Source organism: Kitasatospora phosalacinea, from assembly GCF_000716545.1.
Classification (GTDB): domain Bacteria; phylum Actinomycetota; class Actinomycetes; order Streptomycetales; family Streptomycetaceae; genus Kitasatospora; species Kitasatospora phosalacinea.
On the sequence record NZ_JNWZ01000045.1, the window covers coordinates 44276 to 67038 of the forward strand.

The window sequence follows — 22763 nt, forward strand, 5'->3', positions numbered from 1 at the left end:
CTCCGAGCGGCACGGGGCCCCGCCGTCCGAACTCGCGCTCGTGCCCGGGGCGGAGTCCGAGCCGGGGCCTGCCGCGCAGGCGCGGGCGAGAAGCGTTCCGGGGGGTCGCACGGGTGGGGACCATGCTCGCCCCGCGCTCCGTGCCGGAAGCGTTTTCGCCGTGCGGGACGGCGCCCCGTTCCAGGGCCCGTCCGGGGCGCCGGTCAGGGTCTGCCGCACGGCGAACGACCCGGGCTGGACCTGCACCTGCTGCGGTGAGCGGCACTCCGAGCTGCCGATGGCGCACCACGTCGAGGCGTCCGCCCCCTGGGAGCCCGGGATGGAGCTGCGGGAGGACTGCGAGCCGGCCCCCGACCAGTGCGTGATCGGCGGGAACTCGCTGTTCGTCCGGGGCGTGTGGCTCTCGCTCAGCGAGCGGAACTTCACGCGGGCCGGCGAGCTGTGGGAGACGCCCGGCCGGGAGTCCGAGCCGGCGTACTTCGGCCGGCTCTCCACCGAACTGCCGCTGTGCTCCCCGTCCACGCTCAACCCGAAGACCATGCACCACACCCGGCCGGTCGGGCGGCGCCCGTACATCGAACCGGAGCCCACCGGGCACCCGCCGGCCGTCGAGCAGCGCACCGGGACCACCGTGGAGCGCGTCCGGGAGATCGCCGAGGCGCTGCTGCACCCCGGGCAGGGGGGGAGGGGGCCGGGGTCAGGGGTGCAGGACGGTCAGGCGGACGGTGGTGGCGTCGCCGTCCGGGGACGTGACGGCGGTGCCGGCGGGGGAGGGGCCGAAGGTCAGCACCCGGTGGGGGGTGTCGGCGGGGAAGGTCCAGTCGACCCGGTCGCGGCGGCGCAGCTCCGCGGTGTCGCGCAGCGCGCTCTCCGGGTCGGTGCCGGCGTCGACGACGTGCAGGGCGGACAGGTAGCCGGTGACGGTGTCGGCCGGGACGGTGAAGCGCAGGAAGAGGACGTCCGGGCCGGACACCGAGTCGTCGTCGCTGTAGTACCGCACCCCGGCGGCCCCCGCGGGCAGCTTGACGCCGTAGTAGCGCAGCAGGGTGGCCAGGTTGCGCGGCCCGCCCAGGTTGGAGCAGTCGTACTGGCGGTACGCGCGGGCGTCGTGCGGGTGCATCGGCCAGCACTCGCCCCACGCCTCGCGGGCGCCGACCACGCCGCCGCCCAGGACGAGCAGCACGACCAGGACCCAGGTCAGCGGCCTGCGGTACCAGGCGCGGACAGCGGACATCCCTACCCCCCGGTGCTCCGTCCCTCCGGACGGTGTTTCCCGGGATCATAGACGGCCCGCACACCGGACCGGCCGCTCGACCACCGGCCGCTCGACCACCGGCCGCTCGGCCGCCGACCGCTACCCGCGCAGCAGCAGTCGCAGCCGGGGCGCCAGCAGCGGCCGCAGCAGCCGGGCGACCGGCCGGGTGCACAGCAGCAGGGCCAGCCCCGCCGCGCCGGCGGTCAGGGTCAACTGCCCGGCCGCGGACGGCAGGAAGCCCCGCCCGTACCAGCCCGTGCGCACCAGCGCCTCCTGCAGGAACGGGTGCACCAGGAACGCCGCCGTGCTCGCCGCGCCGAGCGCCGCCCACCGCCCGGAGCGACCCGCCCGCACCGGCACCAGTGCCAGGAACACCGCGCCCAGCGCCGCCCCCGCCAGGTTGATCCCCAGCGACACCAGCAGCCAGCGCGGATAGCCCGCGTGCAGCCCGGCCGCGCTCGAACTCCGGTAGAACCAGGCCGCGTCCAGCCGCGGCACCAGCCAGTACGCGGCGAGCGCGGCCGCCCCGAACACGGCCGGCGCGGCCGCCCGCAGCTGCCGGTCGCCGCGCAGCGCGAGCACCCGGCGGCGGTCCAGGGTCAGCCCGGCGACGAAGAACGGCAGCAGTTGCAGCGTCCGCCCGATCGACAGCTGCGGGGTCAGCGGCAGCGCCCCCGCCAGCAGCGAGACCGCCCCGGCGGTGGCCACCGGCGCGCGCAGCCGGAGCCAGAGCGGGGCGCTCAGCCGCCACAGGAACAGCGACAGCAGGAACCAGGTCACCCAGACCGGGGTCAGCAGGTCGAGCGCGAACCTCCCGCCGTTCAGCCGGGCCGTGTACGCCCCCAGCAGGGTGGTCCACAGCAGGTACGGCGCCAGGACGCCGCTCAGCAGCCGGTCGAGCCGGTCCGGGCGGGCATCGGGGGAGCGCGAGAACCAGCCGGAGACGAACACGAACACCGGCATGTGGAACGCGTACACCAGCAGGTACCCGGCGTGCAGCACCCGGTGCCCGGGCGCCCGCACCAGCGGTTCCCAGAAGTGCCCGCACACCACCAGCACCGTCGCCAGCAGCTTCACGTGGTCGAAGAACGGATCGCGCGCGCCGCGACCGGAGGCGCCCCCGGCGCCCGCGGGCTGCGGCCGGGCGAGCGGGGGTTCGGCGAGCACGGACCCTCCAGGCGAGCGGGCGGACGGGGCGTTTTCGTCCCGATGGGTCATCGTGCCTGATGGAGAAGGGAGTCGGGACGCGGAAGACGGTGCACCCGTGCGTCGGAAGTGAAGGAAGTGTGGCGGTGTGCACTCGTGTGTACACCGGTCGGAGGGCACTCCTAGTCTGATGGTCTGCAAAGTGACGAGCAGCAGTGAACAGAGTGATCACCTAGGGGGACGAAAGCGTCATGGGGGCCTACTTCCGCGTCGAAGTCGACGATCTGTCCAAGCTGATGCAGCGCATGAAGGACAGCCAGCAGGACATGCGCGAGGCGCTCCACGCCATGAAGGAGACCGGCCCGAAGACGACCGGCAGCAAGGACCTCGACCACGCCTGCGACGACTTCAACGACAGCTGGCAGGACGCCATCACCCGGATCTCGCAGGGCGTCGAAGCCCTGGAGGCGAAGCTCGACCAGACCTGCAAGAACTACTCGGAGACCGACCAGGCCCTCCGCGACATGTTCAGCGGGGCCTCGGCATGAGCGGCGAGTTCTTCTCCTACATCGCCGGGATGGACCCGGACTTCCCCGCCCTGGGCTTCAACCCGGCCCCCGGCAACCCCGGCAACGTCGACGGCCTGGTCGGAAAGCTCAACAAGGCCGCCAACGCGATGGACAACGCCCACCGGACCCTGGTCGAGGTCGGCCGGGGCGGCAGCGTCTGGGAGGGCGACGCGGCCCAGGCGTTCGCGGGCAAGATCGGCGAACTGCCCGGTTACCTGGAGGACAGCGTCGACGCGATGCGCCAGGCCTCCTCCGCGCTCAACAACTGGCGCGGCCAGCTCTCCTCCTACCAGGACACCGCCCGGCGCTACGAGGAAGAGGCCCAGCGGGCCAAGGACCGCCTGGAGTCCGCGAAGAAGAGCCGCGAACAGGCGTCCGACCGCTACGACAAGGCGGCCGACAGCCCCGCCTTCAAGCTGATCGGCATGCACTTCGACGACCAGGCCACCTTCTCCCAGGCGCAGAACCAGATCGACTCCGCCAGCGCCGAGTACCAGGCCGCGGGCGACGCGCTGGAGGCGGCCAACCGCGACCTGCAGGCCATCCAGGACGAGCTGGAAGCCGTCGTCAAGCAGGCCAGGGAGCTCTACTTCCACCACCAGGACGACGCCGGGCGCACCGCGAAGGCGCTGCGCCGGGCCAACCAGAACGCTCCCGACATCAGCGCCTGGGAGAAGATCGGCAACAAGTTCAAGGACATCGGCAAGTCCATCAAGAAGTGGGCTACCGACCACGCCGACACCCTCAAGAAAATCGGCGACATCGCGGGCGGCGTCTCCTCGGTGCTCGCCATCGCCGCGCTCGCCACCATGTGGTGCCCGCCGCTGTCGGCCGGCCTCGGCGTGGCGTCGGCCGGTGCCTCCGCGGTCGCCCTCGGCGCCCACGGCATGGCCAAGCTCGGAGGTGCGGACGTCAGTTGGAGCACCCTCGCGCTGGACGGAGTCGGGGCCATCCCGTTCGGCGGCACCGCCTTCAAGGGCGCCAAGGGTGCGGTCAAGGGCGTGGTGGGCCTGGCGAAGGGCGAGCGTCTCGCCGTCGCGGGCGCGGACCTCGCCAGGGTCGGCTCGAAGCTCTCGGACGACGTGGCGAGGGGAGCGGGCAGCCTGATGAACAACAAGATCCTCACGCCGATCTTCACCAAGACGCCGCTGCGGAGCCTGCCCGGCCTGACCACGAAGCTCGACGACGCCGGCAAGGTGATCCTCGACCCCCGGGGCTGGTACTCGCGCGGCACCCAGATCGGCACGAAGGTCATCGGCCTGGGCATCAACGCGCCCAACCTCTACCACCAGGTGACAGGATCGTGACGACAGACCAGAACGACCAGTCGGTCCCGTCCCCCCGGGGAGAGGACACCGCCCTCGTCGTGACGCCCCTCTCCGAGGTGATCGTCGAGAACCCCCTGGACATCCGCTGGGAGGTGCCCGCGCAGTTCCACTCGCTCGGCGTCGAACTGCCCGAGGAGGAGCGCGAGGCGCACCTCGCCGAGGTGTCCGAGGAGATCTGGTCCGGCGGCACCGAGTACCAGCGCACCACCGTGGCCGCCTGGTACCGCGACGTCGCGGACACGGCCGTCGAGGCGGGCGCCGTCTACTCGGGCTTCCTGATCGCCCGCACCGCGGACGACCGGGCCACCGTCGCCACCCTGCTCGTCCAGGCCGACCACGCCGACACCCAGGACGCCGACGCGGTGGCCTCCTCCCTGCTGGAGATGCTCTCCGCCGACCCCGCCAACGACGTCTTCGACGTGACCGCGCCGGTCGGCCCCGTGGTGGTCAGCGCGTTCGGCACCGTCGCCGAGTTCGACGACGGGGCGGGCGGCAAGACCGAACTGACCCTCGCCCAGGCGTCCGCGTACATCCCGGTGCCGCGCGCCGACACGCTGCTCACCGTGACCATCAGCACGCCCACGCTGGAGGACTTCCCCGAGTACATGGGGATGCTGGCGATGCTGGTCGACAGCGTGGTCCACGACGAGCCGGGAGCGGAACCGCAGGCACCGGGGCCCGACCAGGAGTCGTCCAGCCGGATCACGGAGATGTTCGGATGAGCACGTGGCACCCGCCGGCCCCGCCCGGCGTCGACACCGGCCCGCTGCCCCGGCGTTCGGCCGTCGGGCTCCGGCTGCAGTTCTGCCTGCAGTGGTTCTGGCTGCCCTTCCGGGTGGTCTGGCAGCTGTTCGACAATCCCGCCAGTGACTGCGTGGCCGAAGGGCACGGCTACCTGAAGTTCGTCCTCACGCCGAGCCGGTACCGCCTCGAACGCAGCGGTACTCGGCAGGAGTGGGAAGCCTGGGCCGACCGGGCCCTGGAGCAGGGCATCGCCGCGGCGACGTCGGGCGTGGCGAGCAGCGTGGACCACTACAACACCGGCAGGACGCGGTACCAGGTCAAGGGGGACGCCCTCGTGCCCCGGACCACCATCCGCAGGCGCTACTACCGGGGCATCGGCGCCGGAGGACTCGCCGTGCTGGCGGCCCGCCGCGGCTGGCAGATCGACTGGCGGGACGCGCGGAGCGCGGAGATCCGCCTCTCCCAGTCCCGGCCGGGGTCGTCCGGATGAGCGGCCGGCACCCGCTGGCCCCGCCCGGCTCCACGGCGGCCCGCCGCGCGAGCGTTCGACGGGCGCGCTGTGGCTGCGGTTCCGCCCGCAGCGGTTCCGGTCGCCCGTCCGGTGCTTCCTGCTCGACGGTGCGGGGGGCGCTCACCCCGACCCGGTACCGCCTCGAACGGCGCGGCGCCCGGGAGGCGTGGGCCGGGCCGGTCCCGGACCGGGCGCTCCCGCGGGCGCAGGAGGCCGTGGACGACCGGCGGGCGGAGAACGGCAGCGGCAAGTAGCCGTGCGGCTACTCCTCGAACGGCTCCTCGCTGAACCGGAACCAGGCCCGCGGCGGTTCCACGTGCAGCAGGAACTCGGTCACCGGACCGTCGGGGGAGTGCAGGGCGCAGGCGGCCTCCAGCGGGTCGTAGGCCCGCTCCCAGGCCCCCCACTCCTCGGCCTCGGCCGGCCGGCGGCACTCGGCGAAGCCGGGCGCGAACTCCGGCCAGGCCGGGCCGGGGAGGAACTCGCCGCCCAGCCAGGGGAAGTCCGCCTCGTCGATCCGGATCTCGCCGACCAGTTCGGTGCCGCGCAGCAGGCGCCAGGTCTCCTCGGTGGACAGGGCCATCGGGTGCTCCACGGGTGCGGGAGAAGGGGGACGGGACAGTCTGCCGCGAGGGTCCGACACCCCGGGCGTCAGGGCGGCGCGCGGCGGATTCACCCGTGCGGGTGGATTGCGGAATCCGAGTGGCCGAGCGGGGTAACGGTGACCACGGGCCCGTGGGCTCGTTAGGCATCGCGCCGATCTCTGTCGACGAACACCAAGGGGCGGGACCCAGTGGCTCAGCCGTTCGAACTGCCGGACTTCTACGTGCCGTACCCGGCCCGGATCAACCCGCACTACGAGGAGGCGCGGGTCCACACCAGGGAGTGGGCGCGCGGTTTCGGCATGCTGGAGGGCTCGGGCGTCTGGGAGGAGCACGACCTCGACTCGCACGACTACGCGCTGCTCTGCTCCTACACCCACCCGGACTGCGACAGCGGGGCGTTGAACCTCGTCACGGACTGGTACACCTGGGTCTTCTTCTTCGACGACCACTTCCTGGAGACCTTCAAGCGCACCCTCGACCGCGAGGGCGGCAAGGCCTACCTGGACCGGCTGCCCGCGTTCATGCCGATGGACCTCGCGGACGGCCACCCCGAGGCCACCAACCCGGTCGAGGCCGGCCTGGCCGACCTGTGGCAGCGCACCGTCCCGCACATGTCGGCCGCCTGGCGGGCCAGGTTCGCCGAGTCGACCAGGAACCTGCTGAACGAGTCGCTCTGGGAGCTGTCGAACATCAACGAGGGCCGGATCTCCAACCCGGTCGAGTACATCGAGATGCGCCGCAAGGTCGGCGGCGCCCCCTGGTCCGCCGGGCTGGTGGAGTACGCGGCCGGCGCCGAGGTGCCCGAGGCGGTGGCGCACTCCCGCCCGCTGCGCGTCCTGCGGGACGCCTTCTCGGACGGCGTGCACCTGCGCAACGACCTGTTCTCGTACGAGCGCGAGATCGGCGAGGAGGGCGAGCTGTCCAACGGCGTGCTGGTGCTGGAGACCTTCCTCGGCTGCTCCACCCAGCAGGCCGCGGACGCCGTCAACGACCTGCTCACCTCCCGGCTCCAGCAGTTCGAGAACACCGCGCTCACCGAACTCGCCCCGCTGTTCGCCGAGCACGCGCTGGGCCCGGAGGACGCCGCCCGCGTCCTGGCCTACGTCAAGGGCCTGCAGGACTGGCAGTCCGGCGGCCACGAGTGGCACATGCGCTCCAGCCGGTACATGAACGGCGGCGGCGCGGCCGCGCCCGTGCTCGGCCCCCGGGGCCTGGGCACCTCCGCCGCCAACATCCGCCTCGCGGCGGGCATCCGCGGCCTGCGCAGCTTCACCCACACCCCGCACCGGCGGACCGGGCCGTCCCCGCTGCCCGACTTCCCGATGCCCTACGCCCTCTCGCTCAACCCGCACCTGGGCGGCTCCCGCGAGTACGTGGTCCGCTGGGCCCGCGAGTTCGGCCTGCTCGACCCGGAGCCCGGCGTCCCCGCCTCCGACGTCTGGGACGAACGCAAGCTCCGCGACTACGACTTCGCGCTGTGCGCGGCCGGCATCGACCCCGACGGCACCCCCGCCGAGCTCGACCTCTCCTCCGCCTGGCTGACGTGGGGCACCTACGCCGACGACTACTACCCCGTCGTCTTCGGCCGCCCCCGCGACCTGGCCGGCGCGAAGGCCGCCAACGAGCGGCTGTACGCGCTGATGACGCTCGACGGGAGCCTCCCGTTCGCCCCGCGCAACGCGCTGGAGGCCGGCCTCGCCGACCTGTGGCAGCGCACCGTCGTCCCGTTCTCGCGGCCCGCCCGGGTCAAGTTCCGCAAGGCCGTCGGGGACATGGTCGACAGCTGGCTCTGGGAGCTCGCCAACGGCGCGCAGAACCGCATCCCCGACCCGGTCGACTACATCGAGATGCGCCGCGCCACCTTCGGCTCCGACCTGACGATGAGCCTGTCCCGGCTCGGCCGCGGCGAGGTGATCCCCGAGGAGGTGTACGCGAGCGGCACCATGCGGGCGGTCGAGAACTCCGCCGCGGACTACGCCTGCCTGGTCAACGACCTGCTCTCGTACCAGAAGGAGGTCGAGTACGAGGGCGAGTTCCACAACCTGGTCCGGGTGGTGGAGAACTTCTTCTCCTGCGACCACCCCGTCGCGGTCGACATCGTGGCCGACCTGATGGCCTCCCGGCTCAGCCAGTTCGCGCACGTCGTCAACGGCGAACTCCCGCTCCTCAAGCAGGACTTCGCCCTCGACGAGGAGGCCGGGCGGGCGCTCGACGGATACGTCCGCGAGCTGGAGGACTGGATGGCCGCCGTCCTGAACTGGCACCGCGAGTGCCGCCGCTACACGCCGGACGTACTGCGCCGGCACTTCGCCCCGAAGACGGCCGTTCCGGCCGAGCTCGGAACGTCGGCGATGCGGATCCTGGAGACCATCGGCCGCTGACGCGGCGGGAGCGGGCAGGGGCGCGGAGGGTGGACCTCCGCGCCCCTGCCGGTGCGACTCCGGTGCGCCTACTGCCAGTTGTCCTGCTGGGGCCGTACCGGCGGCGCCTGGTGCGGGACGGGCGCCGGGGCCGGGTGGTGCGGGTGGTGGCGGTGGCCCCGGGGGTGGCGGGTGAGGGTGTAGCCGAGGACACCGGCGAGGGCGGCCAGGACGCCGCCCGCGACGGTCCACCACCAGCGGGTGTTCCAGCCCGAGAAGAGGTCCGAGTACCAGTGGGTCTCTTCCTCGGCGGGCGCGGCCGCGTACGTCGCGCTCGCGCTCGGCGCCGGGGTGGCCGCCGTCGCGGCCGCCGTCGCGCCGGCGTTCACCGGCGGCACCAGCGGGTCCTTGAGCGAGCCGCCCTCGGGCTGGGCGTCGTCCGCGCCGCCCTTGGTGGCGACGTGCACGTGGACGGTGGCGGCCAGACCGAGGTCGGTCTGCGGGATGTCCGTGGTGGACAGCCGGACGTAGTACGTGCCGGGCAGCGGGTCGCCGGACCAGGGCTCGGCCCAGGAGCGGATCTGCCGCAGCGTGCAGCTCAGCTCCAGGGTGGTCGCGCTCTGCTCGGCGGTGCCGTTCTGCGGTCCGGCGGTGCAGGACTGCCGGCGGCGCAGGCCGTCGAACAGCTCGACCGTCCAGGTCTGCGCGCCGTGCCGGTCCGCGGCGTCCGGCAGGGTGACCTTGACCTGGACGGTCGGGGTCTGGCCCTCGGCGGCGGGGAACGCCCAGTACAGGTAGTCGCCGGTGGAGACCGGGACGTCCGCGTCCTGGCCGGAGGCCAGGGTGGTCGCGGTCAGGAAGCTGGTGCCCACCGAGTTCAGCACCGGCTTCGCGGTGCCGGACGCCGAGGCGGACGGCGGGGCGGACGGGGACGCGGCCGAGGCCGACGGCGTGGCCGGCAGGAGCAGGCCGGTGAACGCGGCGGCCATGGCCGCGGCGGTGCGGAGCTTGCGCATCGTCAGTTCTCCCGCCAGACGGAGATCCGCCAGCGTGCCAGCCAGCCGAAGATCAGACCGGCGAGCAGGCCGGCCAGGGTCAGGACGCCGAGCAGGATCCAGCCGCGGCCCAGGCCCATCGCGGGGCCGTCCGGGGCCGGGGAGGCGGCGGCGACGTCCACCGTCAGCTCCAGCGGCAGGCCCGGGTCGGCCTGCACGGCGGCCTGCGGGGCGAAGGAGTTGCTGACCACCAGGCACACCGTCCGGACGGCCGAGCCCGAGCCCGAGCCCTTCGACGGCGAGGGGGAGGCCGAGTCGGAGTCGTCCTCGGCGGCGGACCAGCGCACGCCGGTCGACGCCACGTCGGTGCGGCCCGAGCCGGCGTCGTTGCCGCGCACCAGCTCCTGGCCGCTGTTGTCGGTGGCCTGCAGCAGCACCCCGTAGTCCCGGGCGACGGCCCGGTCCGGGGTGACGCTGACCGAGGCGCGCAGCTCCTCGCCCGCCTTCACCGGCACCCGGTACACCCGGTGCTCGGAGAACTTCTCCCGGTCGGTGTACACGCCGGGCGTCAGGATCGGGGCGTCCGCGCACTTGTCGGCGCCGACCACCTGCGCCGGGGTGACGCTGTGGGTGTCCTGGGCGCGCTCGACCAACTGCTTGACGCGCTTGGTCAGCTGGTCCTGGCTGCGCACGTCGGTGAACGTGCCGCCGGTCGCGTTGGCGATGCAGATCAGCTGCTGCCGGGTCTTGTCGTCGTGCGCCAGGCCGAGGGTGTCGACCACCAGGTGGATGCCCTTGCTGGCCAGTTCGCGGGCCACGTCGCACGGGTCCGGCGGGGCGCAGGTGTCCTCGCCGTCGGTGATCAGCACGATCCGGCGGGTGGTCGGGCCGGTGCCCAGGTCCTCGGCGGCGGCGCGCAGCGCGATCCCGATCGGGGTCCAGCCGGTCGGACGGACGGTGGCGACGGCCGTCTTGGCCTCCACCTTGTTCGTCTTCCCGACCGGGTAGAGCTGCTGGGTGTCCTTGCAGCCCTCCTTCTGGTCCTTGCCCGGGTACGTCGCGCCGAGGGTGCGGATGCCGAACTCGGTCTCCTCCGGCAGCGCGTCGATGACCTCGTTGATCGACTGCTGGGCGACCGTCATCCGGCTCTTGCCCTGGATGTCGGCGGTCTGCATCGACCCCGAACCGTCCAGGATCAGGTCGACCTTGGGCGCCTCGGTCGCGGCGGGCGGGGTCCCTGGCTCGTCGGCGTGCGCGGGGAAGGTGCCCAGCGCGCTGCCCACGACTATCGTCAGGGCCCCGAGCAGGGCGGCCGCGCGGGCCGTCCGTCGTGGTGTGGTGGGTGTGATCACCCGCCGCATCCTAGGGCCCGTCAGTTCGATTCACCCGACGCGGGTGGCGGACGCCCCCTAACCTGAACGGACGGGCGGAGCGGGCGAGGAGAGCGCATGACGGTGCGTCTGGCCGGGGTCGGAAAACGCTACGGGCGCGGCGGACGGTGGATCCTGCGGGACGTCCGGCTGGCGCTCGCGCCGGGCGGGATCGTCCGGGTCGAGGGCGCCAACGGGAGCGGCAAGTCCACCCTGCTCAAGCTGCTGGCGGGCATCGAGCGCGCCGATCGGGGCACGGTCGAGATCCCCGGCAGCCGGGCCTACGTGCCCGAACGCTTCCCGCCCGCACTGCCGTTCGGCGCCCGCGACTACCTGTGCCACCTCGCCCGGGTCCGCGGCCTCGGCGCCGAGCAGGGCCGCCGCCGCGCCGACCACTGGCTGGAGCGCTTCGGGATCGCCGGGTACGCGGACACCCCGATCGGCCGGCTCTCCAAGGGCACCTGCCAGAAGGTCGCGGTCGCCCAGGCCCTGCTGGCCGAGGCGGACCTGCTGCTGCTGGACGAAGCCTGGACCGGGCTGGACCAGGCGGCCCGCGGCGAACTCGACGCGGCGGTCGCCGAACGGGCCGCCGACGGCGGCCTGGTGGTGTTCGTCGACCACGACCCCGGCCGCCTGGCCGGCCTCGCCACCGCCGGACACCTCGTCAAGGACGGCGCCCTGCACGACACTCCGGTCACCGGCGCGGACCGGGACGGCCCCCGCGCGGTGATCGTGGTCCGCGCCGAGCACCTCCCAGAGCACCTGCCCGGCCACCCCGAGCGCAAGCCGCTCGCCGACGGCACCACCCGCCTGGAGGTGGCCGCCCCGCACTCGGACACGCTGCTGCGCAGGCTCCTCAACTCGACGCCCGCCGTGCACGTCCACAGCGTGCACGCCCCCGAAGAGCCCGGACCCGAAGAGCCCGAACACCGAGAGTCCGAACACCGAGAGTCCGAACACCGAGAGCCCGAAGGAGACCGGCCGTGACGCTGCGCGCCCTGACGCGGTACCACCTGGAGCTGCTGGTGCGCTCGCAGCGCTGGCTCGCGCCGGCGCTGGCGTACGTGGTGGTGCTGGGCCTGGGCCTGTCGGGCGGGGACGACGTGGCGGGGGCGGCGGCCTTCTCGGCGGGGCTGCTGGTGCCGGTGATGGGCTGGCTGGTGCGCGCGGCGGTGGGGGCGGAGCCCGCGCAGTCCAGGGCCTGCCTGGTCGCGGCGGCGGGCTGGCCGCGGGTGCACCTGGCCGCACTGCTGGCGGCGGCGCTCGCGGGGCTGGGCCTGGGCGCGGCGGGGCTGGCCGCGGTGCTGGTGCTGGGCAGCCGCGGGTCGGGCGCGGCGGTCGCCGGGGGCGCGGTGGCGACGGTGGTGTGCGCGCTGTCGGGGGCGGCGGTGGGCGCGGTGTGCAACCGCCCGGTGGTGACGGGGTCGTACGCGGTGCCGCTGGGGCTGGGCGGGGTGGTGGCGGTGCTGCTGCTGCCGTGGTCGCCGGCGAACGCGGTGGTGCGGGCGCTGGTGCTGGGCGCGCGGCAGGCGCCGGGCGTGCCGTGGTGGACGCTCCCGGCCGCGGCGGCCTTGGCGGCGGGGTGCTGCTGGGCGGCGGTGGCGGTCGCGGTGCGGCGCGGCGTCTGAGTGCGGGGCCCGGCGGCGGGAAACGGACACACCGGTCTGGATCGGATCAAATGCTGCTAATTCTGGCTAGGGTGCTGGGGGACGTGCCCAATGCCTGTCGGAAGGAAGCCCGCCGTGAGCAACCTGTTCGCGATCGCCTACCCGGATGTCGCCACCGCGCAGAAGGTCCGTGACGAGCTGATCGGGCTGCAGAAGCAGAAGCTGATCGACCTCGAGGACATCGTGGTGGCCGAGCACCGCGAGGACGGCAGGATCAAGCTGCACCAGGCCGTGTCCAACGCCGGCATGGGCGCCGCCTCCGGCGCGCTGTGGGGCGGCGTGATCGGCCTGCTGTTCTTCATGCCGTTCCTGGGTGCGGCGGTCGGCGGCGCGACCGGCGCGGCGGTCGGCTCCTCCACCGACACCGGCGTGGACGACGACTTCATGCGCCGGCTCGGCGAGAAGCTGGAGCCGGGCAACGCCGCGGTCTTCGCCCTGGTCCGCTCGGCGACGCAGGACAAGGTCATCCCGGCGGTCGCCCGGTTCGGCGGCGAGCTGATCCAGACCTCGCTGAGCCACGAGGAGGAGGAGCACCTGCGGGAGATCGCCAAGGCGGCGTACCCGGCGTCCACGCTCTGACGCACCCGCGGACTCCCTCCGGCGGGGGGCCGGGGGCCCCGGCGCCCCGCAACCCCCCGGCCGTGCCCCCTCCCGCTCGGGGGGGGGGGTGGGGGGGGGGCCCCTGCGGCGCGGGCCCCGCCGCCGGAGGGAGTCCGCGGGTGCGTCAGAGCGTGGACGCCGGGTACGCCGCCTTGGCGTGGCGCACGCCGCGGTGCGCTGGCGCGCCACGTGGGCGGACCCGCTGCTGCTGCCGATCGCGGTGCTGCTGAACGGCATCGGACTGGTCGTCATCTACCGGCTGGACCGCAACACCCCCAACAGCGAGGCCGCGCCCACCCAACTGCTCTGGTCCACCCTCGGGGTGGGCCTGTTCATCGCGGTGCTGCTCCTGCTGCGCGACCACCGCCGCCTCCAGCGCTACGCGTACGTCGGGGCGTTCGTCGCCCTCGTCCTGCTGGTGCTGCCGGTGTTCTTCCCGCCGGTGTACGGCTCGCGGATCTGGATCACGCTGGGCCCGCTGTCCTTCCAGCCCGGCGAGTTCGCCAAGATCCTGCTGGCGGTCTTCTTCGCCGCCTACCTGGCCGCGCACCGGGACGCGCTGGCGCTGACCGGCCGCAAGGTGCTCTGGTTCCAGCTGCCGCTGGGCCGGGTGCTCGGGCCGGTGCTGCTGATCTGGGCCGCGTTCGTCGGCGTGCTGGTCCTGGAGACCGACCTCGGCACCTCGCTGCTGTTCTTCGGCCTGTTCGTGGTGATGCTGTACGTCGCCACCGCCCGCACCGGCTGGATCGTGATCGGGCTGCTGCTGTCCGCGCTGGCCGCCGTCGGCGTGGGCTGGCTGTCGCCGCACGTGCACAGCCGGGTCACCGAGTGGCTGCACCCGCTGGCCTCGATCGGCGCCGGGCAGGGCGCCAACCAGATCGCCCAGTCGCTGTTCGCGTTCGCCTGGGGCGGCCAGCTCGGCACCGGCCTGGGCCTGGGCCACTCCTCGCTGATCGGCTTCGCCACCAAGTCCGACTTCATCCTGGCCACCGTCGGCGAGGAGCTCGGCCTGACCGGCCTGTTCGCGGTGTTCCTGCTGTACGCCCTGTTGGTCTCCCGGGGCTTCAGGACCGGCATCGCGCTGCGCGACCCGTTCGGGCGGCTGCTCGCCATCGGCCTGGCCGCGCTGGTGGCGATCCAGGTGTTCGTGGTCGCCGGGGGCGTCCTCGACCTGATCCCGCTGACCGGCATGACGCTGCCGTTCATCGCCCAGGGCGGCTCGTCCGTGGTCACCAACTGGGTCATCGTGGCGCTGCTGGTGCGCACCAGCGACCTCGCCCGGCGGCCCGTCCCCGAGGAGGACGCGTGAGGTTCACCCGGCCCGCGGGCACCAACGGCAGCCCGCAGGGGCTGCCCGGAATCTCCACCACCGGACGCCGGGCCGGCACCTTCTGCATGCTGCTGATCGTCGCGCTCGCCCTCCAGGCCACCCGCGTCCAGGTGTTCCAGAAGAAGGAGCTGGACCACAACAGCGCCAACCAGCGCGCCACCATCCAGCGCTACTCCCAGCCCCGCGGCAACCTGCTGGTGGCCGGGCAGCCCGTCACCGGCTCCGCGGAGACCGGCGGCCGCTACGCCTACAAGCGCACCTACACCGACGGCGCGCTGTACGCCGCCGTCACCGGCTACTCGTCCCAGACCTACGGCAACACCCAGTTGGAGGGCGTCTACGACGACCTGCTCTCCGGCACCGACCCCAGGCTGGCCGGCTGGGCGGTCTGGGACGCCGTCACCCGGCAGCAGCAGCCCGGCGGCGACGTGGTCACCACCATCGACCCGGCCGCCCAGCGCGCCGCGACGCAGGGCCTGGGCAACCAGAAGGGCGCCGTCGCCGCGATCGAACCCGCCACCGGCCGGATCCTCGCCCTCGCCTCCACCCCCGGCTACGACCCCGGCAGCTTCGCCGGGACCTCCACGGCCGACCAGGCCGCCTGGGAGAAGCTCCAGGACGACCCCGACCAGCCGATGCTCAACCGGGCGCTGCGCCAGATCTACCCGCCCGGCTCCACCTTCAAGGTGGTCACCGCCGCCGCCGCGCTCGCGAACGGCGTCGTCACCGACATCGACGCCCCCACCGGAGCCCCCTACCCGTACGTCATGCCCGGCACCACCACCCCGCTCAACAACGACACCGGCGCCTGCGACCGGGCCGGGCTGTCGCTGGACGAGGCGGTGACGCTGTCCTGCAACAGCGTCATGGGCTACCTCGGGGTGCAGGTCGGCCTCGACCGGATGACCGCGATGGCCCGGAACTTCGGCTTCAACGACGCCAAGCTGGACGTCCCGGTGCGGGCCGCCCGCGCCAACTTCGACACCGACATGAACGAGTCCCAGCTGGCGCTCTCCTCCATCGGCCAGTACGACACCGCCGCCACCCCGCTGGTGATGGCCATGGTCGCGGCCGGGGCCGCCAACGACGGCCAGGTGATGTACCCCCAGCTCGTCGACAAGCTCACCAAGGCCGACGGCAGCCAGGTCCAGCTGATGCACCCGACCCTCTACCGCCAGGCGTTCGGGTCCTCGGTCGCCCGGCAGCTGCAGCAGCTGATGGTGGGCGTGGTCGAGAACGGCACCGGCCGCAACGCCCGCATCCCCGGCGCCGAGGTCGGCGGCAAGACCGGCACCGCCCAGCACGGCGTCGACAACACCGGCACCCCGTACGCCTGGTTCATCGCCTGGGCCCGCCCCGCCGGCTCCGCCGCCGTCCCGCCGGTCGCGGTCGCCGTCGTCGTCGCGGACAGCCAGGCGGACGACGTCACCGGCGGCGGGCTCGCCGCGCCCATCGCGAAGTCCGTCATGCAGGCCGTGCTCGGCCGGTAGGGCCTGCCCAACCGGTCGAAAGCCGTCATTTGCTACTGTCCCGGTCTGATTCCCCACCAGAAGGACACCGATGAGCACCCCCCTGCTGCGGCGCAAGCCCGTGGACACCCTGATCGCCGAAGCAGGAGGCACCGGAGCCGGACACCTGCGCCGCTCCATCGGCCTGTGGCAGCTGTCCGCCATCGGCATCGGCGCCACCGTCGGCACCGGCATCTTCTTCGTCCTCACCACCTCGGTGCCCGAGGCCGGCCCCGCCGTCATCCTGTCCTTCGTGATCGCCGCCGTCACCGCCGGCCTCACCGCGCTCTGCTACGCCGAACTCGCCTCCGCCATCCCGGTCGCCGGCTCCTCCTACTCGTACGCCTACGCCACCATGGGCGAGCTGGTCGCCTTCGGCGTCGGCGTCTGCCTGCTCATGGAGTACGGCGTCTCCGCCTCCGCGATCGCCGTCACCTGGGGGCAGTACCTCGGCCAGTTCTCCGACCTGGCCTTCGGCGTGCGCCTGCCCGCCGCGCTCACCGCCCCGCCCGGCGACGGCGGGGTGTTCAACCTGCCCGCCGTCGTGCTGGTGGTGCTGGTCACCGTCCTGCTGATCCGCGGCGTCGGCGAGTCCGCGAAGGTCAACGCGGCCATGGTGGCGATCAAGCTCGTCATCCTGGTGCTCTTCGTCGCCGTCGGGCTCACCGGCTTCACCGCCGGCAACTTCACCCCGTTCGCCCCCAACGGCTGGGACGGCGTCCAGACCGCCGCCTCCACCATCTTCTTCTCCTTCATCGGCCTCGACGCCGTCTCCACCGCCGGCGAGGAGGTCCGCGAGCCGCGGCGCACCCTCCCGCTCGCCATCCTCATCTCGCTGGCGGTCGTCACCACCCTCTACATCGCCGTCGCCGTCACCGCGGTCGGCGCCCAGCCCTGGCAGCTGTTCGACGGCCAGGAGGCCGGCCTCGCCCAGATCCTGCAGAACGTCACCGGGCAGACCTGGCCCGCCCTGGTGTTCGCGGCCGGGGCGATCGTCTCGATCTTCTCCATCACGCTCGTGGTGATCTACGGCCAGACCCGGATCCTCTACGCGATGGGCCGCGACGGGCTCCTCCCGTCCCCCTTCACCCGGGTCTCCGCCCGCACCGGCACCCCCGTCTGGAACACCCTGGCGGTCGGCGCCGCCGTCGCCGTCCTCGCCGCGGTCTTCCCGCTCAAGCTGCTGGCCGACATGACCTCGATGGGCACGCTGGTGGCCTTCACGGCCGTCTCGATCGGCATCATCGTGCTCCGCCGCACCCGCCCCGACCTGCCGCGCGGCTTCCGGGTGCCGTTCTACCCCGTCACCCCGCTGCTCAGCGCCGCGTTCTGCGTCTACCTGATCACCAGGCTGCACGCCGACACCTTCGCCGCCTTCGCGGTCGTCCTGGCGCTGGCGGCGGTGCTGTACTTCGGGTACAGCGCGAAGCACTCGCGGCTGGCGGAGAAGCCGTAGCACGCGCGCGGGGGCCCGGGGAACGGCGCGTTCCCCGGGCCCCCGCGGGCGTTCCCGGCCCTGGTCAGCCCTTGTTGCCGACAGCCAGCACCCTGGAGACCGCCGGGCCGGCCGCCGCGGAGCCGTGGCCGCCGCCCTGGACCTCGGCGGCGACCGCGAGGTTGCCGGAGTAGGCGGTGAACCAGGAGTTCGCGTCGGGGCTGTTGTCGACCTCGGCGGTGCCGGTCTTCGCGCCGGATCCGGCCGGGAGGGCGGGCTTGACCTCGGAGGCGGTGCCGGACTGGACGGTCTTCGCCATCAGCGACCGCAGGCTGGTGAGGACCTCGGGGGAGAGGTCGCGGGCGGCCTTCGTCTGGTTCAGGCCGGGGATCAGGATCGGCTGGCGGAACACCCCGGACTGCACGGTCGCCGCGACCGAGGCCATCGCCAGCGGGTTGGTGCGGATCTTGCCCTGGCCGATGAACTCGCTGGCCGCACTGGCCATGTTGCCCTCGACCGGGATGCTGGTGTCGAAGTTGGACAGGCCGGTCTGCCAGACCAGGCCGAGCCCGAACACGTCCTTGGCGAGCGAGGGCAGGCTGCTCGGCTTGAGGACGTCCTTGCCCTTCTCGATGAAGGAGGTGTTGCAGGAGTGGATGAACGCGTCGGTGAGCGTGTACTCCGGGTGCGCACCGGGCTCGTCGTTGGAGATCGACTTGCCGGTGACCATGGTGGTCTCGGGGCAGGGCATCGCCGTGGTGGGCGTGACGCCCGCCTCCATCAGCGCCGCGGCAGTGAGCACCTTCATGGTGGAGCCGGGCGCGGTCGCGCCGGAGAAGGCGCGGTTCTGGCCGTTGGAGGGCGAGAACGCGTAGGCCAGGATGTTGCCGCTGCTGGGCTCGATCGCCACCAGCGAGGCGGGCTTGCCGCCCTGCGCGGTGACCTGCTGCTCGGCGGCGCTCTGCAGGTCCGCGTCCAGGGTGAGCTTCAGGTTGGGGACGGGCTTGGGCTCCTTGACGGTGAACAGCTTCTCGTCGGTGGCCTTGCCGCCCGAGGCGGCCGGGGCGGAGATCACCACCCCGCTGCCCGCGTCCGCCGGGTCGCCGCCCTGCGGGGCCGCGCTCTTGAGCTGGTTGAGCAGGCCGACCAGCGAGGGGTAGCCGCCGAGCGGCTTGCCCTTGCGGTCGGTGACGGCGGCCGGGGCCGCGTAGATCGGCTTGACCGTGATGGTCTCGCCCGCGTCCAGCTTGGGGTGGATGACGCTGGGCGCCCAGTGGACGGCGGCGGTGCCGTCGCTCATCTTCACCACGCCGAGGACGCCGTTGTAGTTCCAGGGGGTGCCGGACTCGGCGAACTCCAGCGAGGCCTTGAAACTTTCCAGCACGCCGGTGGGCGCCGGGCTCCCGGTAGCCGACGCCGACGCCGAGGCGGAGGACGACGCGCTCGCGGACTTGGACGCGGCGGGGCTGGGCGCGGTGGTCGGGCCGCCGGCGGTGAGGTGGACGGCGCTCGGCTTCACCCCGTCCTGGAAGGCCTGCAGCGCGGCCTGCGCCTTGTCCGGGTCGTCGGTGAGCTTGGCGGCGCCGTACAGGTCGCCCTTGGCCCAGGCGTCCAGGAAGGCACTGGCGCCGGACGCGGCGAGCTCCGGGCTCGGGGGCTCGGCGACCACGGTGCGGGGCTTCTTCGCCGCGTCCCTGCCGGAGCCGTCGCCGGAGACGAGTGCGTACGCCCCGTACCCGCCACCGAGGAGCACCGCAGCGGCGATGACGGAGATGCCGGTCTTCGCGCCCTTGTTCACGTCGAGTCCCCCATGGAGTGTCGTGGCCGTCGGACTTCAGCGGCCACGACACCATAGACAGACGTCTTCCGTGCACTCACGACACGGGGCTGCTTTGTGACAGTTCCGGTACACGCGTGCGGGTGTGGCGGCCGGGTCGTGGCTAGATCCAGGTGTCGAGCCACATCCGGGCCCGCCACTCGTCCATCGGGATCGTCTGGCCGGTGTAGATCGGGTAGAAGTACAGGAAGTTCCACATGACCGCGACGACCAGCAGCCCGGCGCCGGTGGCGCCGGCGAGCCTGCGGTCCGGCGAGGCGTCGGCGCGGCCCAGCATCGCGCCGATCATCATGGTCACCGCGAGCACCAGGAACGGGACGAAGCAGACCGCGTAGAACAGGAAGATCGTCCGGGCCTGGTAGTTGAACCAGGGCAGGTAGCCGGCGGCCAGCGCGCACAGGATCGCCCCGGCCCGCCAGTCGCGGCGCATCAGCCAGCGGTACAGGCAGTAGACCAGCGCGACGATGCCCGCCCACCACAGGAACGGGGTGCCGATGGCGAGCACCTCGCGGGCGCACTCGGTGGTGGTGCAGCCGGCCTGGCCGTTCTTCGGCGACTCGTAGAAGAACGACACCGGGCGGCCGACCACCAGCCAGCTCCACGGGTTGGACTGGTAGGTGTGCGGGTCGTGCAGGCCGACGTTGAAGTGCCACATCTCGTGGTGGTAGTGCCACAGGCTGCGGGCCCAGTCCGGCATCCAGCCCCAGGTGTCGCTGGGGTTGAGCCCCGCCCAGTCGCGCAGGTAGCCGCCCTTGCCGGGCTCGGCGGAGGACAGGATCCAGCCGGTCCAGGTCAGCAGGTAGGTGACGCCGGCGGTCAGGCCGACCGTCACCGCGGACCAGGCGAAGTCCCACAGGCCGCGCAGGTTCCGGCGGCCGCCGGCCAGGCGGCGGGCCGAGGAGTCCCAGAACCCGGCGAGCAGCACCAGGGCGAGGACCGCCGGGGCGCCGCTCCACTTGGTGCCGGTCATCAGGCCCAGGCAGACCGCCGAGGCCAGCCGGTAGGGCCGCCGGCCCAGGTGCCACCAGTCGGCGTCCAGGCCCTGCTCCAGCCGCCGGGCGATCAGGGCGCGGCTCTTGTCCCGGTCGACGAGCAGCAGGCCGAACGCGGCCAGGAACCAGAACATCACCACCAGGTCGAGGATCGAGGTGCGGCTGAGCACGAAGTGCAGCCCGTCCACCGACAGCAGCAGGCCGGCCACGCAGCCCAGCAGGGTCGAGCGGAACATCCGGCGGGCGATCCGGGCCAGCATCAGCACCGAGAGGGTGCCGAGCACCGCCACCATGAACCGCCAGCCGTACGGGTTCATGCCGAAGAACTGCTCGCCCAGGCCGATGATCCACTTGCCGACCGGCGGGTGCACCACGAACGCCGCGCTGGTGGTGTTCAGCGGCACCACCGGATTGGGCGCGGTGATCAGGCCGTTGGCGTCGCTGGGCCAGTTGCTCTCGTAGCCCAGGTGCCAGAGCGCGTACGCGTCCTTGGCGTAGTACGTCTCGTCGAAGATCAGCGCGTGCGGGCTGCCGAGGTTCACGAAGCGCAGCACGCCGGCGAACAGCGCGACCGCGAGCGGCCCGAGCCAGCCGGACCACCGGCACAGCCAGGACCACAGCGGGGCGGGCAGCCGGACGCCGAACCTGGCGAGCACCGGGGAGGGCTCGACGACCTCGGGCGTGACCCCCGGCCCGTCCGGCATCGGCGGCACCAGCTGCTCGGCCAGGGAAGCGCGCCGGGGCGCCCGGTAGCCGGCGCCGGACAGCGCGCGGGCCCATCGGGAGGCCGGTTCGGGCTCCGCGCGCGGCGCCGGAACGGCGGCCGGGTCGGCCGGTTCCAGCACGGTCACGCCGCCCCGCTCGGGGTGGTCCATACCACTCTCCATGTCGCCGTTCACGGGCCACATCGTAGGGGCAATGGCTGAAGTCACAAGGGGTCCCGACCCTCGTCCGTCCCCCGCACCCCCTCACCAGCCCCCGGCCGGCCCCCGGTAGGGGAGGATGGTGCCCGTGACTGGTGTTCTCGTACTGGCAGGTACCCCCATCGGCGACGTCGAGGACGCGCCGCCCCGACTGCGCGCCGAACTCGCCGGGGCCGACGTCATCGCGGCCGAGGACACCCGGCGGCTGCGCCGGCTGACCCAGGCGCTGGGCGTGGTGCCGGCCGGCCGCGTGGTGTCCTACTTCGAGGGCAACGAGGTGGCCCGCACGCCCGAGCTGGTGGCCGCGCTGCTGGACGGCTCCCGGGTGCTGCTGGTCACCGACGCCGGCATGCCCTCGGTCTCCGACCCCGGCTACCGGCTGGTGGACGCCGCCGTCGCCGCCGGGATCAAGGTGACCGCGGTGCCCGGCCCGTCCGCCGTGCTGACCGCGCTGGCGCTGTCCGCGCTGCCGGTGGACCGGTTCACCTTCGAGGGTTTCCTGCCGCGCAAGGCCGGCGACCGCTCCCGGCAGCTCGCCCAGATCGCCGCCGAGCCGCGCACCATGGTGTTCTTCGAGGCCCCGCACCGGATCGCCGAGACGCTGGAGGCGATGGCCGCCGCGTTCGGCGCCGACCGGAGCGCCGCGGTCTGCCGGGAGCTGACCAAGACCTACGAGGAGGTCAAGCGCGGCCCGCTGGGCGAGCTGGCGGCCTGGGCCGCGGAGGGCGTCCGGGGCGAGATCACCGTGGTGGTGGCCGGTGCCCCGCCCGCCCCGCCCGAGGAGGTCGGCCCGGCCGAGCTGGCCCGCCGGGTGGCCGTCCGGGAGGAGGCCGGGGAGCGCCGCAAGGAGGCGATCGCCGCGGTCGCCGCCGAGCTGGGGCTGCGCAAGTCGGTCGTGTTCGACGCGGTGGTGGCGGCCAAGCACGCGCCCTGATCCGGTGTTCCGGTCAGCTTGTATGGCAATGGCCGAAATCGCGCGTACGTTGGAATGAGCACCCCAGCGGAGGGCCAATTCGGGACCAAGACTTGGCAAGCCGGGCATCGGACGGAGCCTCCCGGGCATTCCCTGGGATGGAACGACCCGCACCCGGCCGGAAGGACCGGGCGACGGGCTCCGAGCGAAGCGAGGTGGCGCATGAGCGACACGATCGACAGCCCCCGGAACGGCGGAGCACCCAGCGGCCTCGGCACGACCAGCCGCCCCGCCCCCGTGCGGACGGTCCACGAGGCCTACTCCTTCGCCTGCCTCAACTGCGGCTACGGCTGGGAGCAGGCGTACGACATCGAGCACCACACGGCCAAGGACGGCCGCACCCTCGTCGAGTACACGGCGAACGGTGTCCGGGTCCCCTCCCCGCTGCGCGAACTGGCCTGCCCGGGCTGCGGCGGCGAACGGGTCCGGATCATGCGGGCCGGGCGGGTGGCGGACATGGCCGCCGTCACCAGGAACGGTCCCGGCTACGCGCCCACCGCCGAACCCGAGGGCCCGCCGGAGCCCCCCGGACTGCGGGCCCGGCGCCGCTGGTTCTCCCGTCGGCGCCGCGCCGACTGACACCGGCACCGCCCCCGGACCGCCCCCGCCCGGGGC

General features: G+C 73.3%; 20 protein-coding genes and 1 pseudogene. 14 read left to right on the top strand and 7 right to left on the bottom strand.

Features of this window, described 5'->3' with window-relative positions:
* Nucleotides 1-160 precede the first annotated feature (160 nt).
* Nucleotides 161-613, top strand: a pseudogene (locus tag OO48_RS40045) (DUF2199 domain-containing protein); the annotation flags it as partial.
* An 84-nt stretch (nt 614-697) separates the two neighbouring features.
* Here OO48_RS40045 and OO48_RS40050 read toward each other — a convergent pair.
* Nucleotides 698-1234 carry a hypothetical protein gene (locus OO48_RS40050; RefSeq protein WP_033219057.1) on the bottom strand — a complete coding sequence of 179 codons (537 nt, stop codon included), beginning with the start codon at nt 1232-1234 and terminating at the stop codon, nt 698-700.
* Nucleotides 1235-1354: 120 nt separating this feature from the next.
* Nucleotides 1355-2422 carry an acyltransferase family protein gene (locus tag OO48_RS22360; protein WP_033219059.1) on the bottom strand — a complete coding sequence of 356 codons (1068 nt, stop codon included), beginning with the start codon at nt 2420-2422 and terminating at the stop codon, nt 1355-1357.
* Nucleotides 2423-2652: 230 nt separating this feature from the next.
* On the opposite strand from OO48_RS22360, the gene OO48_RS22365 reads away from it, so the two are divergent.
* The 4 genes from OO48_RS22365 to OO48_RS22380 are packed head-to-tail and all read left to right on the top strand — an operon-like array spanning nt 2653 to nt 5532.
* A complete protein-coding gene (locus tag OO48_RS22365; protein WP_033219061.1) occupies nt 2653-2949 on the top strand; it encodes a type VII secretion target in 297 nt (98 codons plus the stop codon).
* The gene (locus tag OO48_RS22370) at nt 2946-4277 is read left to right on the top strand and encodes a putative T7SS-secreted protein (RefSeq protein ID WP_051732492.1); all 1332 of its coding nucleotides are present in this window, start codon (nt 2946-2948) and stop codon (nt 4275-4277) included. Before OO48_RS22365 ends, OO48_RS22370 begins: the two co-directional genes overlap by 4 nt.
* Nucleotides 4274-5020, top strand: coding sequence for a hypothetical protein (locus OO48_RS22375; RefSeq protein WP_033219063.1), 747 nt, complete (start codon nt 4274-4276; stop codon nt 5018-5020). Before OO48_RS22370 ends, OO48_RS22375 begins: the two co-directional genes overlap by 4 nt.
* Nucleotides 5017-5532, top strand: coding sequence for a hypothetical protein (locus OO48_RS22380; protein ID WP_033219065.1), 516 nt, complete (start codon nt 5017-5019; stop codon nt 5530-5532). The genes OO48_RS22375 and OO48_RS22380 overlap by 4 nt, the downstream gene beginning before the upstream one ends.
* A gap of 283 nt (nt 5533-5815) precedes the next feature.
* Here OO48_RS22380 and OO48_RS22385 read toward each other — a convergent pair whose 3' ends face one another.
* Entirely contained in the window at nt 5816-6136 is a 321-nt protein-coding gene (locus tag OO48_RS22385) for a hypothetical protein (RefSeq protein ID WP_033219067.1), read from the bottom strand.
* A gap of 210 nt (nt 6137-6346) precedes the next feature.
* On the opposite strand from OO48_RS22385, the gene OO48_RS22390 reads away from it, so the two are divergent.
* Complete coding sequence (locus OO48_RS22390) at nt 6347-8539, top strand: terpene synthase family protein (protein WP_033219068.1); 2193 nt, start codon at nt 6347-6349, stop codon at nt 8537-8539.
* 68 nt (nt 8540-8607) lie between these two features.
* Here the strand turns inward: OO48_RS22390 and OO48_RS22395 are convergent, their stop codons facing one another.
* Together OO48_RS22395 and OO48_RS22400 are read right to left on the bottom strand one after the other, a co-directional pair.
* Nucleotides 8608-9534 carry a hypothetical protein gene (locus OO48_RS22395; RefSeq protein WP_033219069.1) on the bottom strand — a complete coding sequence of 309 codons (927 nt, stop codon included), beginning with the start codon at nt 9532-9534 and terminating at the stop codon, nt 8608-8610.
* 2 nt (nt 9535-9536) lie between these two features.
* Entirely contained in the window at nt 9537-10874 is a 1338-nt protein-coding gene (locus tag OO48_RS22400; protein ID WP_033219073.1) for a VWA domain-containing protein, read from the bottom strand.
* Between the two features lie 87 nt (nt 10875-10961).
* Here OO48_RS22400 and OO48_RS22405 point away from each other — a divergent pair, with 87 nt between their 5' ends.
* The 6 genes from OO48_RS22405 (at nt 10962) to OO48_RS22430 (ending at nt 17444) form a co-directional block, all read left to right on the top strand.
* Complete coding sequence (locus OO48_RS22405) at nt 10962-11870, top strand: ABC transporter ATP-binding protein (RefSeq protein ID WP_081952293.1); 909 nt, start codon at nt 10962-10964, stop codon at nt 11868-11870.
* Nucleotides 11867-12511 carry a hypothetical protein gene (locus tag OO48_RS22410; protein ID WP_051732494.1) on the top strand — a complete coding sequence of 215 codons (645 nt, stop codon included), beginning with the start codon at nt 11867-11869 and terminating at the stop codon, nt 12509-12511. The genes OO48_RS22405 and OO48_RS22410 overlap by 4 nt, the downstream gene beginning before the upstream one ends.
* A 114-nt stretch (nt 12512-12625) precedes the next feature.
* Nucleotides 12626-13129 (top strand): DUF1269 domain-containing protein, encoded by a 504-nt coding sequence (locus OO48_RS22415; protein ID WP_033219075.1) that lies wholly within the window; start codon nt 12626-12628, stop codon nt 13127-13129.
* A gap of 178 nt (nt 13130-13307) precedes the next feature.
* Nucleotides 13308-14459 carry an FtsW/RodA/SpoVE family cell cycle protein gene (locus tag OO48_RS22420; protein WP_245194757.1) on the top strand — a complete coding sequence of 384 codons (1152 nt, stop codon included), beginning with the start codon at nt 13308-13310 and terminating at the stop codon, nt 14457-14459.
* Between the two features lie 86 nt (nt 14460-14545).
* Nucleotides 14546-15970, top strand: a complete 1425-nt coding sequence (locus tag OO48_RS22425; RefSeq protein WP_051732513.1) for a penicillin-binding transpeptidase domain-containing protein — start codon at nt 14546-14548, stop codon at nt 15968-15970.
* A 70-nt stretch (nt 15971-16040) separates the two neighbouring features.
* Complete coding sequence (locus OO48_RS22430) at nt 16041-17444, top strand: APC family permease (protein ID WP_033219079.1); 1404 nt, start codon at nt 16041-16043, stop codon at nt 17442-17444.
* A 64-nt stretch (nt 17445-17508) separates the two neighbouring features.
* Here the strand turns inward: OO48_RS22430 and OO48_RS22435 are convergent, their stop codons facing one another.
* Both OO48_RS22435 and OO48_RS22440 read right to left on the bottom strand, forming a co-directional pair.
* Nucleotides 17509-19221 carry a penicillin-binding transpeptidase domain-containing protein gene (locus OO48_RS22435; RefSeq protein WP_051732495.1) on the bottom strand — a complete coding sequence of 571 codons (1713 nt, stop codon included), beginning with the start codon at nt 19219-19221 and terminating at the stop codon, nt 17509-17511.
* 142 nt (nt 19222-19363) lie between these two features.
* Nucleotides 19364-21127 carry a dolichyl-phosphate-mannose--protein mannosyltransferase gene (locus OO48_RS22440; protein ID WP_033219081.1) on the bottom strand — a complete coding sequence of 588 codons (1764 nt, stop codon included), beginning with the start codon at nt 21125-21127 and terminating at the stop codon, nt 19364-19366.
* Nucleotides 21128-21263: 136 nt separating this feature from the next.
* Here OO48_RS22440 and rsmI point away from each other — a divergent pair, with 136 nt between their 5' ends.
* Both rsmI and OO48_RS22450 read left to right on the top strand, forming a co-directional pair.
* Complete coding sequence (gene rsmI / locus OO48_RS22445; RefSeq protein WP_033219087.1) at nt 21264-22109, top strand: 16S rRNA (cytidine(1402)-2'-O)-methyltransferase; 846 nt, start codon at nt 21264-21266, stop codon at nt 22107-22109.
* Between the two features lie 201 nt (nt 22110-22310).
* A complete protein-coding gene (locus OO48_RS22450; RefSeq protein WP_051732497.1) occupies nt 22311-22727 on the top strand; it encodes a hypothetical protein in 417 nt (138 codons plus the stop codon).
* Nucleotides 22728-22763 lie beyond the last annotated feature (36 nt).